Annotated in this window: 15 protein-coding genes; 5 read left to right on the top strand and 10 right to left on the bottom strand. The window is 70.8% G+C overall.

Annotation, left to right across the window (positions count from 1 at the left end; genetic code table 11):
• Positions 1-458: 458 nt before the first annotated feature.
• Positions 459-1,643: an IS701 family transposase gene (locus ABZY31_RS08670; protein ID WP_356406244.1), complete on the top strand. Its 1,185-nt coding sequence runs from the start codon at positions 459-461 to the stop codon at positions 1,641-1,643.
• Between the two features lie 313 nt (positions 1,644-1,956).
• Positions 1,957-2,766, top strand: a complete 810-nt coding sequence (locus ABZY31_RS08665; RefSeq protein ID WP_356406242.1) for a hypothetical protein — start codon at positions 1,957-1,959, stop codon at positions 2,764-2,766.
• 248 nt (positions 2,767-3,014) lie between these two features.
• On the opposite strand, the gene ABZY31_RS08660 is transcribed toward ABZY31_RS08665, so the two are convergent.
• Together ABZY31_RS08660 and ABZY31_RS08655 are read right to left on the bottom strand one after the other, a co-directional pair.
• The gene (locus ABZY31_RS08660; RefSeq protein WP_356406240.1) at positions 3,015-4,349 is read right to left on the bottom strand and encodes a class I SAM-dependent RNA methyltransferase; all 1,335 of its coding nucleotides are present in this window, start codon (positions 4,347-4,349) and stop codon (positions 3,015-3,017) included.
• Positions 4,350-4,501: 152 nt separating this feature from the next.
• Entirely contained in the window at positions 4,502-6,574 is a 2,073-nt protein-coding gene (locus ABZY31_RS08655; RefSeq protein ID WP_356406238.1) for an APC family permease, read from the bottom strand.
• 251 nt (positions 6,575-6,825) lie between these two features.
• Here ABZY31_RS08655 and ABZY31_RS08650 point away from each other — a divergent pair, with 251 nt between their 5' ends.
• Both ABZY31_RS08650 and ABZY31_RS08645 read left to right on the top strand, forming a co-directional pair.
• Entirely contained in the window at positions 6,826-7,494 is a 669-nt protein-coding gene (locus ABZY31_RS08650; RefSeq protein ID WP_356406236.1) for a TrkA family potassium uptake protein, read from the top strand.
• A complete protein-coding gene (locus ABZY31_RS08645) occupies positions 7,491-8,153 on the top strand; it encodes a TrkA family potassium uptake protein (RefSeq protein WP_283449663.1) in 663 nt (220 codons plus the stop codon). Before ABZY31_RS08650 ends, ABZY31_RS08645 begins: the two co-directional genes overlap by 4 nt.
• Before the next feature lie 137 nt (positions 8,154-8,290).
• Here the strand turns inward: ABZY31_RS08645 and ABZY31_RS08640 are convergent, their stop codons facing one another.
• The 7 genes from ABZY31_RS08640 to ABZY31_RS08610 all read right to left on the bottom strand — a co-directional run bounded on the left by ABZY31_RS08640 (position 8,291) and on the right by ABZY31_RS08610 (position 14,901).
• The gene (locus tag ABZY31_RS08640) at positions 8,291-9,097 is read right to left on the bottom strand and encodes a DUF3159 domain-containing protein (protein ID WP_356406234.1); all 807 of its coding nucleotides are present in this window, start codon (positions 9,095-9,097) and stop codon (positions 8,291-8,293) included.
• Positions 9,098-9,100: 3 nt separating this feature from the next.
• Entirely contained in the window at positions 9,101-9,520 is a 420-nt protein-coding gene (locus tag ABZY31_RS08635) for an OB-fold nucleic acid binding domain-containing protein (protein WP_356406232.1), read from the bottom strand.
• Positions 9,521-9,544: 24 nt separating this feature from the next.
• On the bottom strand, positions 9,545-10,231 hold the full coding sequence (locus ABZY31_RS08630) for a response regulator (RefSeq protein ID WP_356406230.1): 687 nt from the start codon (positions 10,229-10,231) through the stop codon (positions 9,545-9,547).
• Positions 10,228-12,843, bottom strand: a complete 2,616-nt coding sequence (locus tag ABZY31_RS08625; protein ID WP_356406228.1) for a sensor histidine kinase KdpD — start codon at positions 12,841-12,843, stop codon at positions 10,228-10,230. The genes ABZY31_RS08630 and ABZY31_RS08625 overlap by 4 nt, the downstream gene beginning before the upstream one ends.
• Positions 12,844-13,002: 159 nt before the next feature.
• Complete coding sequence (locus ABZY31_RS08620) at positions 13,003-13,779, bottom strand: DUF3710 domain-containing protein (protein WP_356406226.1); 777 nt, start codon at positions 13,777-13,779, stop codon at positions 13,003-13,005.
• A 1-nt stretch (position 13,780) separates the two neighbouring features.
• Positions 13,781-14,317: a dUTP diphosphatase gene (dut, locus tag ABZY31_RS08615; RefSeq protein WP_356406224.1), complete on the bottom strand. Its 537-nt coding sequence runs from the start codon at positions 14,315-14,317 to the stop codon at positions 13,781-13,783.
• Entirely contained in the window at positions 14,317-14,901 is a 585-nt protein-coding gene (locus ABZY31_RS08610) for a PaaI family thioesterase (protein ID WP_356406222.1), read from the bottom strand. The genes dut and ABZY31_RS08610 overlap by 1 nt, the downstream gene beginning before the upstream one ends.
• A gap of 58 nt (positions 14,902-14,959) precedes the next feature.
• Here ABZY31_RS08610 and ABZY31_RS08605 point away from each other — a divergent pair, with 58 nt between their 5' ends.
• On the top strand, positions 14,960-15,415 hold the full coding sequence (locus ABZY31_RS08605) for a DUF3093 domain-containing protein (protein WP_356406220.1): 456 nt from the start codon (positions 14,960-14,962) through the stop codon (positions 15,413-15,415).
• Between the two features lie 70 nt (positions 15,416-15,485).
• Here the strand turns inward: ABZY31_RS08605 and ABZY31_RS08600 are convergent, their stop codons facing one another.
• Positions 15,486-16,406 carry a hypothetical protein gene (locus ABZY31_RS08600; RefSeq protein ID WP_356406218.1) on the bottom strand — a complete coding sequence of 307 codons (921 nt, stop codon included), beginning with the start codon at positions 16,404-16,406 and terminating at the stop codon, positions 15,486-15,488.
• Between the last annotated feature and the right edge of the window lie 3 nt (positions 16,407-16,409).

The raw sequence follows: 16,409 nt of genomic DNA, 5'->3' as shown, positions 1-16,409 counted from the left end.
GTACAAGTGGGCCTGCTGTAGATCCGGACCCCAGGGAGCCTCGGCCGGCTGTCCTGCGAGTGGCAGGATGTCAGGCCGCCGCTCGGCCGATGCCCGCTGCGCCGACAAGAGCACGCCGAGAGAAACCGGACCGGTCAGTGGCTGTGCACGCTCCAGGCGCCGACGCATCTGGTTGACCAGCCAGTCCAGGTCGGGGGCGCCCAGCAGACGGCGCAGCCGAGCCTCGCGAACCGGGCGGTGATGGATGTCGTGTCCACATGTACTCCAGTCCGGCGGTCGTCTCCGCCAGCGGGTCCCGATTCAGGTCCTCTGACCGCACCGGGGTCTCTTGGCGGATCCGCCGTGCGATGCCCCACTCCCAGCAGGTGACGAGTGCCACCGCCACCTCGTCGATGTACGGTCTAGTACTGCAACGGCGTTTGGCGTGACTGGTGGCCAGGTTGGTCGTTGGTGTGGTTATGGGTGGGGTACTTGGTGATGTGAGGGTGTGGGCGGCGGATCTGGGTGAGGTGCATGAGCGGTTCGTGCACCGGTTTGCCCGGTCGGAGCCGCGTGAGTCGGCACTGGCGTATATGCGGGGCCTGATAGCTCCGCTGGAACGCAAGAATGGCTGGACGCTCGCGGAAGAGGCCGGTCACGCGGCTCCTGACCGGATGCACCGGCTGCTGAACCGGTGCGACTGGGACGCTGACGAAGTCCTCGACGACGTCCGTGACTACGTCGTCGAGCATCTCGGTGACCCGGGTGCGGTGGTGATCGTGGACGACACCGGGTTCCTGAAGAAGGGCATACGCTCGGCCGGGGTCCAGCGCCAGTACTCGGGAACGGCTGGCCGCACGGAGAATTGCCAGGTCGGTGTCTTCCTCGCCTATGCCGGCGAACGCGGCCGCACGCTGGTCGACCGCCGCTTGTATCTGCCCACGTCATGGACCGATGACCGGGCACGCTGCCGGGCCGCGGGCATCGAGGACACGGTCGCCTTCGAGACGAAGGTGGTCATCGCCAAGGCCATGGTCCGCCGGGCGATCGAGGCGGGGGTTCCGTTCCGGTGGGTGACCGCGGACGCCGCCTACGGTTTCTCCAAGGGCTGGCGCACCGAGCTCGAGCGGGCGGACGTCTTCCACGTCATGGCGACTACCCGCCACGACACCGTTGTGACCCGCTGGGCCATGGACCACCCCGTTCACGACCTGTTCTTCGGACTGCCCCGGCAGAAGTGGAAGCGCCGTTCCTGCGGGAACGGAGCCCACGGCCCGCGGGTCTACGACTGGGCCAGGGTGGAAGTCCGGCCCTGGCACCGCGAAGACCGCCGGCACTGGGTCATCGCCCGCCGAAGCGTCAGCCGGCCCGACCAGATCTCCTACTACATCGCCTACTGCCCCGCCGAGACCACCCTCGACGAACTCATCCGCGTCGCCGGCAGCCGGTGGGCGATCGAGGAATGCTTCCAGAGCGCGAAACAGGAATGCGGCCTGGACGACTACCAGGTCCGACGCTACCCCGGCTGGCACCGCCACATCACCCTCGCCATGGCCGCCCACGCCTGCCTCACCGTCCTGAAGGCCCGCGAGCACGCTGCCGGGAAAGCAGAAACGGATCCTCCCAGCTCATACCCCTCACCCTCCCCGAACTCCGACGCCTGATCACCCGCCTCACCCACCGCCGACCAGCACCCATTGAACACGTCCTGCACTGGTCACACTGGCGCCGCAGACGACAACACCAGGCCCGCACCAGCCACTACAAACGACGCGGCCACACACCACCAGAAACTGCCCACCCATCAGACCAAAGACCGTTGCAGTACTAAACGCCGGCTGGTTCCGCGACGGATACGAAATCCGGTTGGTCGACACCCCAGCCTGGCGGTTGGCCGTGCTGTCACCCGTTTCGGTACCGGCACGGCTCCCCACTCCGCACCCCGTGGTCAGAGCTCTGCAGGCGCACTCCCAGCCCATGGCACTGACCAAATCCGTGCAGGGCAGAGCCTTCCGCCTCATCCACGCACTGCTCACCGCAACGCAGAAGCTGGGGTATGTCAGCGCGTTCGGTACGGCCGAGAGTGCACCTGCCCCTCATCGCCGGCGCAACGGCTCTCCCCACTTCACCATCACAGCCCAGGGCCAGCGATGCGATTTCCTCATCCTGCAAGAACAGGACCGGACCGACCACATTCCCACGAAGAAGGAGCTCTCGGACGCCGAGAAGCATTCCTGGGTGCGGATTCCTCGGTACGACTACTCCCCCGCTGAACGCCTGAGGATGTGCATCAGCGGCGGGTCACGACACAGGGCCGACGAGTGGGCCGACACGGTCGCACGCCCTCTTGAGCACCAGCTCGCCGAAATCGTGCAGGAAGTGGAACTTCGAGGCGAAGCTGCCGAACGCAAACGGCTGGCCGACCTGGAGGCCGCACGGGAGAAGCGGCTCCGGTGGGAAGCCGCAATGGAACAGGCAAAGATCGACTACGCCGAGACAGTCCGCGTCCAGCGACTCGAAGCGCAAGAAAGGCATGGCGTCGCGCAGCGGCCCTGGCCGCGTACATCGACGCCCTCCGCCTCCACACAAAGAACCTGCCGACTGGTACGGAGAGGGACGGAGCCGAGGCATGGATCGCTTGGGCCTCGGGCCACGTGCAGCGGCTGGACCCACTCAACGGGACGCTCCGCCTGCCGGACATTCCCGAACCTCGCGCCGACGATCTCCAGCCGTTCCTGCACGGATGGAACCCCTACGGGCCCGGCTTCTAGAAGCAAGGCACATTGACAATGTCACGGAACGTGTTCAGCGCGGTCGGTCAGAATCTGGTTCCAACACGGACCGACTCGACTGCCCAACGCCAAGAAGGGCACCTCCCTTGGCAAGACCACAAGCTGCCGCGGGAGGTACCCATCCATTACTGACGGAGCGTCAGGTTTTTCCGATCACGTGCGTCAAACGTGCGTCACGAGCGTCAAATCTGCGTCAAGATATCGCCCACAGCGCACATAACGCACACTGCCCTAACCTGCAGGTCAGAGGCCCTTTCCAACGGGCTCAAGGATCGCGACGCACTCGACATGGTGCGTCATCGGGAAGAGGTCGAAGACGCGCATCGTGCGGACCTTGTAGCCGTTGTCCTTGAAGTACGCCAGGTCGCGGGCCAGGGCCGCCGGGTCGCAGGCCACGTACGCGATGCGGCGGGGGGAGAGGCCGGCCAGGTGGCGGACGGTCTGCTTGCCCGCGCCCGCGCGGGGCGGGTCCAGGACGATCAGGTCGCACTCGCTGATCTTGGTGCGCGGCAGGACCTGCTCGACCTTGCCGTGTTCGATGCGGACGCGCTCCATGTCCTGGAGGTTGTGCCGGGCGTCCTCGACCGCGCGCTTCGTCGACTCGATGCCGAGCACCGCGCCCGTGTCGCCCAGCCGCTCGGCCAGGGCGCCGGCGAAGATGCCGACGCCGCAGTAGAGGTCCAGGGCCATTTCGCCCTTGCGCGGCATCAGGCCCTGCATGACGGCCTTGACCAGGGTGTCCGCGGCCTGCGGGTGGATCTGCCAGAAGCCGCCCATGCCGACGCGGTAGGTGCGGCCGTCGGAGCGCTCGCGCACGAAGGCGCGGCCGTGGACGCGGTGGACGCCGCCGTCCTTCTCCTCGACCCGCAGGACCGAGACGGGCTTGTCCAGCTCGACCAGCGGCAGCCGGCCGCCGGGCTGCGGGGTGAGGATGACCTGGCGGTCGCCGGAGCCGGAGGCCGCGACGGCCTCGACGGCGGCCAGCTGGGGCCACTCGCGCTTCTCGATGCCCAGTTCGGTGACGCCCGGGGAGGCGATCATGCAGTGGTCGACCGGCTGGATGTCGTGCGAGCGGTGCTTGCGCAGGCCCGCGCGGCCGTCCTCGTCGATCGCGAACTGCACCCGGGTGCGCCAGGCGGGCACCTGTCCGGCGGGCAGCTTGTCGCCCTCGGCGGGCAGGACCGTACCGTCCCAGCCGGCCTCTTCGGGGGTGAGCCCGGCCAGTCGCTGGAGCTGCTCGGTCACGACCTCGCCCTTGAGCCGGCGCTGGGCGCCGGGCTTGGCGTGCTGCCAGTCGCAGCCGCCGCACTTGCCCGGGCCGGCGTAGGGACACGGCGCCTCGATGCGGTCCTTGGACGCTTCGAGCACGGTGATCGCGTCGGCGCGCAGGAAGCGGGAGTCCTCGTCGCCTTCGGTGACCTTCGCGATGATCTTCTCGCCGGGCAGGGTGTGCCGGACGAACAGGACCCGTCCTTCGGCGGTGCGGGCGATGCAGTGGCCGCCGTGGGCGACGGCGCCGACCTCGACCTCGTACTCTTCCCCGACCAGTGACTTCTTCGTCTCGTTCTGCTCGGTCATGGTGGGGGAACTCCAAGGATCAAGGGCGGGGCAGGAAAGAACGGCCGGACGGCCGACCCACCAGTTTACGTGGATCTCGTCCGGCCGTTCACCAATCCGCCCGGCCGCCGAGCGGCCCGCGGTGCGGGCTGACCCGGCGGACCGGGGAGGCGCTACTTCGACGCCGCGTCCTTGTCCTTCGACTTCGGCGGGCGGGGCGAGCGCGGGGTGTCCACCGGACCGCGGCGCACCGCGCCGGGCGCGTTCCAGTCCTGGCGCCGCTTGGCGCGCTTCTTCGCCAGCTCGGAGGACTCCAGCTGGTAGGGCACCGAGGTGACCATCACACCGGGGGTGAAGAGCAGCCGCCCCTTGAGCCGCAGCGCGCTCTGGTTGTGCAGCAGGTGCTCGTACCAGCGGCCGACGACGTACTCGGGGATGTAGACGCTGACCGCGTCGCGCGGGTTCTCGCTGCGCAGCCCCTTCACGTACTCCACCACCGGCCGGGTGATCTCCCGGTACGGCGAGTCGAGGATCTTGAGCGGAACGTTGATCCCGCGCCGCTCCCACTCCTGGCGCAGCGCCTTCGTCTCGGCCGGGTCGACGCTGATGCTGAGTGCCTCCAGTGTGTCCGAACGGGTCAGCTTGGCGAAGGCCAGGGCGCGCAGCGTGGGCTTGTGGACCTTGGAGACGAGGACGATGGAGTGGACCCGGGAGGGCCGCACGCTGTCCTCGGAGGGGCCGTCGGCGGCCGCGATCTCGGCGGAGACCCGGTCGTAGTGCTTCCGGATCGCGGTCATCGTGCCGTAGAAGATCACCATGCCGAGCAGGGCGACCCAGGCGCCGTGCGTGAACTTGGTGGCGAGCACGACGACCAGCACCAGCCCGGTGAAGATGGCGCCGAAGGTGTTGATCGCCCGGGAGCGGTGCATCCGGCGGCGGGCCGCCGCGTCCTTCTCGGTCCGCAGGTGGCGGTTCCAGTGCCGGACCATGCCGATCTGGCTGAGCGTGAAGGAGACGAATACGCCGACGATGTAGAGCTGGATGAGCTTGGTGGAGTCGGCGTCGTAGATCCACACCAGCAGCATCGCGGCGCCGGCGAGCAGCACGATGCCGTTGGAGAAGGCGAGGCGGTCACCGCGGGTGTGCAGCTGGCGCGGCAGGTAGCGGTCCTGGGCGAGGATCGAACCGAGCAGCGGGAAGCCGTTGTACGCGGTGTTGGCGGCCAGGAAGAGGACGAGCGCGGTGGCCGCGGCGAGCACGATGAAGAGGAAGCTGCCGTTGCCGAAGACCGCTTCGGCGACCTGGGAGATCACCGGGTGCTGGACGAATCCGGAACCGACGGGGACCCCCTTGTCCAGCAGGTCCGTGCCGGGCGTCTCGGCCATCTTCACGTCGGTGGCCATGGCCAGGGCGATGATGCCGCAGAACATGGTGACGGCCAGGCCGCCCATCAGCGCGAGGGTGGTGGCCGCGTTCTTGCTCTTGGGCTTGCGGAAGGCGGGGACGCCGTTGCTGATGGCCTCGACGCCTGTGAGGGCGGCGCAGCCGGACGAGAAGGCCCGGAGCAGCAGGAAGACCAGCGCGAAGCCGGCCAGCCCCTGGTGTTCCGCCTTGATCTCCAGATGGGCGGTCGGGGCCCGCATGGTGTCGTCCATGACAAGGCCGCGCCAGGCACCCCACGCGATCATCACGAATACCGCGCCGACGAAGATGTAGGTCGGGATGGCGAAGAGGTTCCCGGATTCCTTCACCCCGCGCAGATTCATCAGCGTAAGGAGCAGAATCATGATCATCGCCGAGAGCACCTTGTGCTCGATGACGAAATCGACGGCGGAGCCGAGGTTCTCGACGCCGGAGGAAATGGAGACGGCGACGGTCAGGATGTAGTCGACCAGCAGGGCGCTGGCGACGGTGAGGCCCGCCTGGGGGCCGAGGTTGGTGTTGGCGACCTCGTAGTCGCCGCCGCCGCTGGGGTAGGCGTGGACGTTCTGCCGGTAGGAAGCGACCACGGTGAACATCAGCACCACGACCGCCACCGCGATCCAGGGGCTGAAGTGGTACGCCGACACGCCCGCGATCGACAGGACCAGCAGTACCTCGCCAGGGGCATATGCCACTGAGGAGAGCGGGTCGGAGGCGAAGACGGGGAGGGCGATCCGCTTGGGGAGCAGCGTTTCTCCGAGGCGGTCGCTGCGTAGCGCCCGGCCGATCAGGATCCGTTTGGGCACGTCGGTCAGTTTGGACACGCAGAGGATCGTAAGCGTTGGGAATTTCCCCTGGCCAACCACCACCCCCGTGCCGACGCATTTGCCGGCCGCGGGAGCCCGGGAGACGACACAGAGCCCCCACTGGTGACCGCCCGTGTGTAGCTTGGGCCATGGTCTGAGACCCTGTTAAGCCTGAGCAGGAAACAAGGCTGGTCCCCGTGGAACCCGACGGAAGCCCGAAAGGCAATCCCACGGCAGGCCGCCAGCCGCCGACAGCCGGAAGGACGGCCGTGCACATCGTCATTATGGGCTGCGGAAGAGTGGGCTCCGCCCTCGCGCAGACCTTGGAGCAGCAGGGGCACACGGTCGCCGTCGTCGACCAGGACCCCACCGCGTTCCGCCGGCTGGGAGCGTCCTTCGGGGGCCGCCGCGTCACCGGCGTCGGCTTCGACCAGGACACCCTGCGCGAGGCCGGCATCGAGGAGGCGGGGGCCTTCGCCGCGGTCAGCAGTGGTGACAATTCCAACATCATCGCCGCCCGGGTGGCCCGGGAGATGTTCGGCGTCGAGAACGTCGCCGCCCGCATCTACGACCCCAAGCGCGCCGAGGTCTACCAGCGCCTGGGCATCCCCACCGTCGCGACCGTGCGGTGGACCGCCGACCAGATGCTGCGCCGGCTGCTGCCGTCCGGGGCCGAGCCGCTGTGGCGCGACCCGAGCGGCGGCGTCCAGCTGGCCGAGGTGCACACCTCCGCCGCCTGGATCGGGCGCAAGGTGAGTGATCTGCAGGAGGAGACCGGCGTCCGCGTCGCGTTCCTCACCCGGCTGGGCGAGGCGACGCTGCCGACCTCCCAGACCGTGCTCCAGGAAGGCGACCTCGTCCACGTGATGATGCGCACGGACGAGATCGACAAGGTCGAGGCGGCCTTCGCCGAAGGCCCCGAGGAGGCACACGCATGAGGGTCGCGATCGCCGGTGCCGGCGCCGTGGGCCGCTCCATCGCGGGCGAACTGCTGGAGAACGGGCACGAGGTCCTCCTGGTCGACAAGGCTCCGACCGCCATTTCGGTCGAGCGGGTGCCGCAGGCCGAGTGGCTGCTGGCCGACGCCTGCGAGATCACCTCGCTGGACGAGGCCGCGCTCCAGCGCTGCAACGTGGTCATCGCCGCCACCGGTGACGACAAGGTCAACCTCGTCGTCTCGCTGCTCGCGAAGACCGAGTACGGGGTGCCGCGCGTGGTGGCCCGCGTCAACAACCCGAAGAACGAGTGGCTCTTCAACGAGGCCTGGGGCGTGGACGTCGCCGTCTCCACCCCGCGCCTGATGTCCGCCCTGGTCGAGGAAGCGGTGAGCGTCGGCGACCTGGTCCGGCTGCTGCGCTTCAGCCACGGCGATGCCAACCTCGTCGAGCTGACCCTGCCGCCGGAGTCCCCGGTCGCCGGGACCCAGATCAGCGAGATCAGCTGGCCCGAGGACACCTCGCTGGTCACGATCATCCGCGGCAACCGGGTGCTCACCCCGCACCCCGAGGAGACCCTGGAGTCCGGCGACGAACTCCTCTTCGTGGCCGCCCAGGCCCGCGAGGAGCAGCTGGAGGAACTCCTCCAGGCCCGGCGCTGACGCCGCGCGGAGTTCACGCGTACGTGCGCACACGGACGTACGCGCGCACGCGGAAGGGCGGGTGGCCCGGTGGCCACCCGCCCTTCGTCGGTCCTGCCCTCCCCTGCCGTGCCCCGCGATCCGGGCCCGGCGGGTGCTCAGACCTGCCGGTGGCGCGCCTTCGCAGCCTTCGCGGCCTTCGCCGCGGCCTTGCGTTCCTTCTCGGCGGCCTCCTCGGCCTCCCACTCCGCCATCACGTTGATGGGCGGCGGCGCCGTCGCCAGGAACAGCCAGGTGAAGTACACGGCCAGCACCATCGGCGGCAGCTTGAGCGCGATCAGCACCCAGCCCAGCTGGGTCTCGTCCCCCCAGAAGTACAGCGGGAAGAGGATCGCGTACTTGGCGATGAAGATCAGGCCCCAGGCCAGGCTGGCCTTGACGTAGGCCTTCTTGCGTCCCGGATTGCGGGTGCGCCAGGACAGGTTCTCCTTGAAGACCGGTCCCAGCATCACGCCGAGCAGCGGGAAGCCGACGAGCGCGGACAGCGTGAAGGCCACGCCGAGTCCGGCGCCGTAGATCATGCCCGGCAGGTAGAAGCCCTTGGCGGTGCCGGTGAAGAGGGCGAAGGCCACGCCCACGCCGACGCCGAACACGCCGCTGAAGGCGTGCTTGACGGTGTCCTTGCGGGCGAGCCGCACGATGACCAGCAGGACCGCCACGGCGCCCGCCGCGATGGCGGACATGGTCACGTTCTTGTTGATCGTGTAGATCATGACGAAGAGCAGGCCCGGGAGCATGGTCTCGACCGTGCCCCGGATGCCGCCGAAGGCGTCGAAGAGCGCCGCCTGGGTCACGGCCTTCTGGTCCTCGGTCGGCTGCGCCGCCGGGGCCTGCGCGTCCGGCGCGGGGGTCCCGGGCTGCGGGCCCGCCGGCTGCTGATGGGTCGGTTTGTCGAGTGACGTCACCGGCTAGTGCTCCTGTCCGAGCGGTCGGAGTTCGTACTTCGGGTTGAAGAGGACCCGGCGCCCATGGCTCAGCGAGATCCGCCCGGAGGCGATCATGCGCCTGCCCGGCTCGATACCCACGATCGAGCGACGGCCGAGCCAGACCACGTCCAGCGCGGCGGAGCCGTCGAACAGCTCCGCCTCCAGCGCGGGCACGCCGGCCCTCGGCCGCAAGGTGACCGTGCGCAGCGTACCGGTCACCTTGACTATCTGGCGGTCGTCACAGTCGCAGATCCGCGTGCATCCCGCGGCTTCTGCGTCCTCCTGCAGCTCCGCCGAATGCAGCTCCTCCTGGGAGGTGGAGAGCCGCTCTATCATCCGGCGGAACCGGCCCCCCGGCCTGGCCGGTTTCGCGGGCTTCTCGGGACGCGGTTCAGCACTCATACAGGAAGCGTACCGGCGCGTCGGCTACCTCTCGAAGCGGTATCCCATGCCCGGTTCGGTGATGAAGTGCCGCGGGTGCGAGGGGTCGGCCTCCAGTTTGCGGCGCAGCTGCGCCATGTAGACCCGGAGGTAGTTGGATTCCGTGCCGTACGAGGGCCCCCAGACCTCCTGGAGCAGCTGCTTCTGGCTGACGAGCTTGCCCCCGTTGCGGACCAGGACCTCCAGCAGGTGCCACTCGGTGGGGGTAAGCCGTACGTCGCGCCCCTCGCGCACCGCCTTCTTGGCGGCCAGGTCCACGGTGAAGCCCGCGGTCTCCACGACCACCTCGTCCCCGCCGGCGCCCGGGCCCGGTTCGGCCCGGCGGACGGCGGCCCGCAGCCGGGCGAGCAGCTCGTCCATGCCGAAGGGCTTGGTGACGTAGTCGTCGGCTCCCGCGTCGAGCGCCTCGACCTTCTCGTCGGAGCTGTGACGGGCCGAGAGCACCAGGATGGGAACCCGGGTCCAGCCGCGCAGCCCCTTGATCACCTCGACGCCGTCCATGTCGGGCAGGCCGAGGTCGAGGACGATCACGTCGGGGTGGCGGGCCGCGGCCAGCTCCAGGGCCTGCGCCCCGTCGGCGGCGGCGTCGACCTCGTACTTGCGCGCCTTGAGGTTGATCACGAGGGCTCGGACGATCTGCGGCTCGTCGTCCACCACGAGCACCCGGGTCATCGAGGTCCTGCCTTCTGTCGTACGTCGGTCGGTTCGGGGAGTTCGGTCGGTGCGCGAAGGTCGGGCGGGGCGGGGAGGTGGTCCCCGCCCGGGCGCGGCCCTCCCCCGGCCGGGGCGGCGGCGCGCAGGGTGAGCACCATGGTCAGCCCGCCGCCGGGGGTGTCCTCGGCGGCGAGGGCGCCGCCCATGGCCTCGGCGAAGCCCCGGGCGACGGCGAGCCCGAGGCCGACCCCGGCGCCGCGCGGGGCGTCCCCGTGGCGCTGGAAGGGGGCGAAGATCGTGTCCTTGGCCTCGTCGGGGACGCCGGGCCCGCGGTCCACCACGCGGACCTCGACCCGGTCACCCAGGAAACTCGCGGCGACGGTCACGGGTTCCCCGCCGGGGCTGTACTTGACGGCGTTCTCCACGACGTTCGCGACGGCCCGCTCCAGCAGCCCCGGATCCACCGCGACCATCGGCAGCCACTCCGGCACGTCCAGCACGACGCTGTCCTCCGGTACGCCGCCCAGCGCCATCGGGACCACCTCGTCGAGGTCGATCTCCCGGAACAGCGGGGTGACCGTGCCGGTCTGCAGCCGGGACATGTCGAGCAGGTTGCCCACGAGGTGGTCGAGCCGGTCGGCGCCCTCCTCGATGCCCGCCAGCAGCTCCGCCCGGTCCTCCTCGGACCACTCCACGTCCTCGGAGCGCAGCGAGCTGACGGAGGCCTTGATCGAGGCGAGCGGGGTCCGCAGGTCGTGGCTGACGGCGGCGAGCAGGGCGGTGCGGATCCGGTTGCCCTCGGCCATCCGGCGCGCGCCCTCGGCCTCGCCGACCAGGCGCTGGCGGTCCAGTACGACGGCGGCCTGCGCGGCGAAGGCGCCCAGCACGCGGCGGTCCTCCGCGGGCAGCACGCGCCCGCTCAGGGCGAGCGCCATGTGGTCCCCGATGGGCATGTCCACATCGGCGTCCTCGGGGCGGGCGACCGGGTCCGGGCCGACGCTGCCCGCCCGGACCCAGGGGTCGACGTCGCCCGCCCGTTCCAGCAGGGCAACGGACTCCATGGCGAAGGTCTCCCGGACCCGCTCCAGCAGGGCGTCGAGGGTGGTCTCGCCGCGCAGGACGCTGCCCGCGAGGAAGGAGAGGATCTCGGACTCGGCGCGCAGCCGGGCCGCCTGGTGGGTGCGCCGGGCGGCCAGGTCGACCACCGAGGCCACCGACACGGCCACCCCGAAGAAGACCGCGATGGCCACGATGTTCTTGGGGTCGGAGACGGTGAACCGGTGCACCGGCGGGGCGAAGTAGAAGTTGAGCAGCAGTGACCCGAAGGCCGCCGAGGCCAGCGCCGGCCAGAGCCCTCCGAGCAGGGCGGCGGCGACCGTCAGCGAGAGGAAGAGCAGCATCTCGTTGGCGAGGCCGGGATCGGAGTCGACGTGCGTGAGCAGCAGCGCGAGCAGCGCCGGCAGCAGGACGCCCACCACCCAGCCCGCCACGATCCGGTGGCGCCCGAGCCGGGCCGCGGAGCGCACGACGGGCAGGCCGCGGCCCCTGGCCACCGCCTCGTGGGTGACGATGTGGACGTCGAGGTCGGGGCCGGAGTCCCGGGCGACGGTGGCGCCGACGCCGGGGCCGAAGACGTACTGCCAGGACTTGCGGCGGCTGGAGCCGAGGACGACCTGGGTGGCGTTGACCCCCTTGGCGAATTCCAGGAGGGCGTCGGGGATGTTGTCGCCGATCACATGGTGAAACGTTCCGCCAAGATCTTCGAGCAGGGTCCGCTGGACCGCCAGCTCCTTCGGCGAGGCCGCCGTCAGCCCGTCGCTGCGGGCGATGTAGACGCCCATGATCTCGCTGCCGGAACCCTTGGCGGCCATCCGGGCCGCGCGGCGGATGAGCGTGCGCCCCTCCGCACCGCCGGTGAGGCCGACGACGATCCGCTCGCGCGCCTGCCAGGTGGAGCGGATGCCGTGCTCGCCGCGGTACTGCTGGAGGTACTCGTCGGCCCGGTCGGCCACCCACAGCAGCGCCAGTTCGCGCAGCGCCGTGAGGTTGCCCGGCCGGAAGTAGTTGGACAGGGCCGCGTCGACCTTGTCGGGCCGGTAGACGTTGCCGTGCGCCATCCGGCGCCGCAGCGCCTGGGGCGACATGTCGACCAGTTCGACCTGGTCGGCCCGCCGGACCACCTCGTCGGGGACGGTCTCGCGCTGACGCACCCCGGTGATCGCCTCGACGACGTCCCCGAGGGACTCCAGGTGCTGGATGTTCACCGTGGAGACGACGTCGATGCCGGCCTTGAGCAGCTCTTCGACGTCCTGCCAGCGCTTGGCGTTGCGCGATCCCGGGACGTTGGTGTGCGCCAGCTCGTCCACCAGGGCTATGGCGGGCGCGCGGGCGAGCAGCGCGTCCACGTCCATCTCGGTGAAGGCGGCGCCGCGGTACGTCGCCGCGCGGCGCGGCACCTGCTCCAGGCCGTGCAGCATCACCTCGGTGCGCGGGCGCCCGTGGTGCTCGACGAAGCCCACGACGCAGTCGGTGCCCCGCTCCACCCGGCGGTGGCCCTCGGACAGCATCGCGTAGGTCTTGCCCACACCGGGCGCCGCGCCGAGGTATATCCGTAGTCTGCCGCGTCCCATGCGCCCATTCTCCGGGACGAGTCGGGCGCACACGTGCGGATGACCGCCCGTGCGGCCATCCCTGACGCTTCCCTGACGCGGGCGCCGGGGGACGCGAACGGCCGTGGGCCGCGCCCCCTGGGGGGGTGCGGCCCACGGCCGTGACGCGTCTGCCGGGTCTCAGCGGACCTCGGTGATCTCCGGTCCGCGCTCCAGTTGGCCCATGCCGCCGGAGAAGCGCGAGCCCTCCTGCTCCTCCGTCTGCACGCCGTCCGGCACCATCTGGGCGTCGTTCGGCAGCTTCAGGACGATCGGGTCGCGCGGGGCCATCGGACCCTCCCCGCGCACCACGACGGTGTCGCGGAAGATCTGCTCCAGCACCCCGGCGGCCTCGGGACGCACCGCGCCCTGGCCGGAGATGACGCCGCGCAGGAACCAGCGCGGTCCGTCGACACCGACGAAGCGGACCAGCTGGGCGCCGGTCTGGCCGTCCGGCAGCGGGACGGGGACCTGCGCGCGCAGCTCCCAGCCCAGCGGTCCCTGGACCTCTTCGATGATGCCGCCCTGCTGGGTGATGCCCGCGGCGATCTCCTCGCGGACCTCGCCCCAGATGCCTTCCTTCTTGGGCGCCGCGAAGGCCTGCAGCTGCACCGCGCTGTCGTGCAGCACGACGGTCGCGGCGACGATCGCGTCCCCGGCGACCTCGACGCGCAGCTCCATGCCCTCGACACCCGGAACCAGGATCCCGCCCAGGTCGACCCGGCCCTCGGCCGGAGCCGAGACCTCGGAGTCGTCCCAGGGACCGTCCGGACGCGGGGCCGGCGGCAGGTTCAGCCTGCGCGGCTCGTCCGCGGCGGAGTCGTCGGCGACGTCCCGGCCCTCGGCCTCGATGCCGTCGACCTGCTCGGCCGCGCTGCCGTCGTTGACGGAGTCGTTCTTCTTGCGACGTCCGAACACGTCACTGTCCTTCCCGGTCGGTTACGACCGAAGCGTAGCCATTCCCACCCTGTTGACCAGCGCTCGATCCGGCCACGGCCGCATGACCGCCGGTGGAGCCGAAACCCCCCTCGGCCCGTGCCGAGCCGGGAAGTTCCGCCACCTCGTGGAAGCGCACCCTCTCGACCCGCTGGACAACCAGCTGGGCAATGCGGTCGAAACGCTCGAACCGTACGCTCTCGCGCGGGTCGAGATTGACCACGATCACCTTGATCTCCCCACGGTACCCGGCATCCACCGTCCCCGGGGCATTCACGAGCGCGAGCCCGCAGCGTGCGGCCAGCCCGGAGCGCGGGTGCACGAAGGCGGCGTACCCGTCGGGCAGCGCGATGGAGATGCCGGTGGGCAGCACGGCCCGCTCGCCGGGAGCGAGCGACGCGGCCTCGGTGGTGACCAGGTCGCAGCCGGCGTCGCCGGGGTGCCCGTAGGCGGGCAGGGGCACCTCGGGGTCGACGCGGCGGATGAGCACGTCGACGGGGGCGTGGGTGTTCTGGGACATCAGGGGTTCACCTCGAAGGCGCGAGCGCGCTTGGCCTGGTCCGGGTCGGCCATCGCCGCCCGGATCTCCTCGGGTCGTCCGTTGTCGATGAAGTGGTCGACCTTGACCTCGATGAACAGGGCCTCGGCGCGGACCGCGACCGGGCCCTGCGGGCCGCCTATCCGGCCGACGGCCGTGGAGTAGATCTTCCGTCCGGCGACCGCGGTGACCTCGGCCTCCAGGTACAGCACGGTGTCGACGGGCACGGGCCGCACGAAGTCGGTCTCCAGCCGCCCGGTCACCGCGATCACGCGCAGTAGCCAGTTAAGGGACCCGAGCGTCTCGTCGAGCGCCGTGGCGAGCACACCGCCGTGGGCCAGGCCCGGGGCGCCCTGGTGGGCGGGCTTGACGGTGAACTCGGCGGTGACCCGCACGCCTTCGCCGGCCCTGGCCGCCAGGTGCAGCCCGTGCGGCTGCCCCTCGCCGCAGCCGAAGCAGTGCTCGTAGTGCGCGCCGAGGAGTTCCCCGGGGGCCGGGGCATCGGGGTGCCGCACCGGCGCCGCGGCGTCGGCGGGAGGCGTCAACGCTGTGTTTCGTCCACTCACAGCCGCAGACCTTACCCGCGCCACCGGCCGCGGGTCGCCCCGTGCCAAGCTTGGAGCCATGCAGCTCTCCCCCGCGCACCACGACGAACGACTGACCGCCCCCCGCGCCTGGTGGGGGATCGCCGTCCTGCTGGGTCTGTCGTGCGCGCTGATGATGCTGCCGCTGGGCACGCTGCCCCTGCTGGCCGGGCTGGTCGGCGGGACCGCCCTGGCCGGCCTGGCGGTGAGTGCGTACGGGTCCGCCCGGGTCCGGGTGGTGAACGGGGCCCTGAGCGTCGGGGACGCGCGGATCCCGGTCACGGCGCTGGGCGAACCCGAGGTGCTGGACGCCGAGGAGGCGCGCGCCTGGCGCACGTACAAGGCCGACACCCGCGCCTTCATGCTGATGCGCAGCTACGTGCCGACGGCCGTGCGGGTGGAGGTCACCGACCCGGCGGACCCGACCCCGTACGTGTACGTCTCCACGCGGGAGCCGCAGGCCCTGGCGGCGGCCCTGCGCGCGGCCCGCCCGTAGCAGCCGCGGCGAAGGTCCGGGGCGCCGCGGCGTCCGAGGATGCGCACGGGTCCCGGCCGCCTCGGCCGTCTCAGTCGTGCGCTTGCTTTCCGGGGCCTTCGAGGGCGGCCCTGGCGGCCTCGGGAAGGGGCTGGAGGGGCTGTTCCAGGGGCGGCAGCTGCTGGAGCGCGCTCCACGGCACCGCCCGGGTCCGCAGGTCGCTCCGGACCTTCTCGGCGAGTTTGCGGGTGTCGCGGCGGTTCATGACCGCGCCGACCGCGGCGCCGACCATGAACGGCATGAGGTTCGGCAGGTTGCGCACCATGCGCTTCATGATCTGCTGGCGCAGTTCGCGCTTCATCTGGCCGCCGAGGGCGGCGTTGAGCGTCGTGGGCTTGGAGAGGTCCACGCCCCGCTCCTCCGTCCACGCGGTGAGGTAGCCGAGGCTGCGCTCCTTCAGCGTGCCGGGCGGCCTCAGGCCGTAGACCTCGTGGAGCTCGGCGATCAGTTTCAACTCGATCGCCGCGACGCCGGTGATCTCCGCGGCGAGTTCCGCCGGCATGGCGGGCGGTACGGGCAGCATCGCCGCCGCACCGATCCCCGCGCCGACGGTCGAGCTGGCGTTGGCGGCGCCCGCGATCAGCTTGTCGGCAAGCTGATCGGGACCCAGGCCCGGGAACTGCGCGCGCAGCGTGGCGAGGTCCCGTACCGGAACGCGCGGGGCGTTCTCGATGATCCGGTCGGTGACGAAGAGGGCCGCGGCCCTGACTCCCTCACCGCCCTTGCGCACCCCGTTCTTGACGGCGTGCAGCCGGCGGGCCGCGGCGGCTCGCCGGGACTCTTCGGCAGCCCCCGTGGCCGAGGACTCGAGTCCTGCGGCCCCGGAGGGCAAGGCGGGCACGCCGGGTGCTTCGGGGCCCGTTGCCGGGTCCGTGGCGCCCTCGTGCGTTTCCACCGGATCATCATGCTGTTTCCGCAGGCGGCGCCTGCGAAAAGGCGTCGAGCCCGTCACGGC

The organism is Streptomyces sp. NPDC006529 (assembly GCF_040611795.1).
Classification (GTDB): Bacteria; Actinomycetota; Actinomycetes; order Streptomycetales; family Streptomycetaceae; genus Streptomyces.
Note: the sequence above shows the minus strand (reverse complement) of the source record. Positions and strands in the feature narration are given on the sequence as shown.

Coding starts and splice junctions, on each gene's coding strand:
- ABZY31_RS08670 (WP_356406244.1), top strand. CDS start 459: ATGGGTGGGGTACTTGGTGATGTGAGGGTGTGGGCGGCGGATCTGGGT.
- ABZY31_RS08665 (WP_356406242.1), top strand. CDS start 1,957: ATGGCACTGACCAAATCCGTGCAGGGCAGAGCCTTCCGCCTCATCCAC.
- ABZY31_RS08660 (WP_356406240.1), bottom strand. CDS start 4,349: ATGACCGAGCAGAACGAGACGAAGAAGTCACTGGTCGGGGAAGAGTAC.
- ABZY31_RS08645 (WP_283449663.1), top strand. CDS start 7,491: ATGAGGGTCGCGATCGCCGGTGCCGGCGCCGTGGGCCGCTCCATCGCG.
- ABZY31_RS08635 (WP_356406232.1), bottom strand. CDS start 9,520: ATGAGTGCTGAACCGCGTCCCGAGAAGCCCGCGAAACCGGCCAGGCCG.
- ABZY31_RS08630 (WP_356406230.1), bottom strand. CDS start 10,231: ATGACCCGGGTGCTCGTGGTGGACGACGAGCCGCAGATCGTCCGAGCC.
- ABZY31_RS08625 (WP_356406228.1), bottom strand. CDS start 12,843: ATGGGACGCGGCAGACTACGGATATACCTCGGCGCGGCGCCCGGTGTG.
- dut (WP_356406224.1), bottom strand. CDS start 14,317: ATGTCCCAGAACACCCACGCCCCCGTCGACGTGCTCATCCGCCGCGTC.
- ABZY31_RS08605 (WP_356406220.1), top strand. CDS start 14,960: ATGCAGCTCTCCCCCGCGCACCACGACGAACGACTGACCGCCCCCCGC.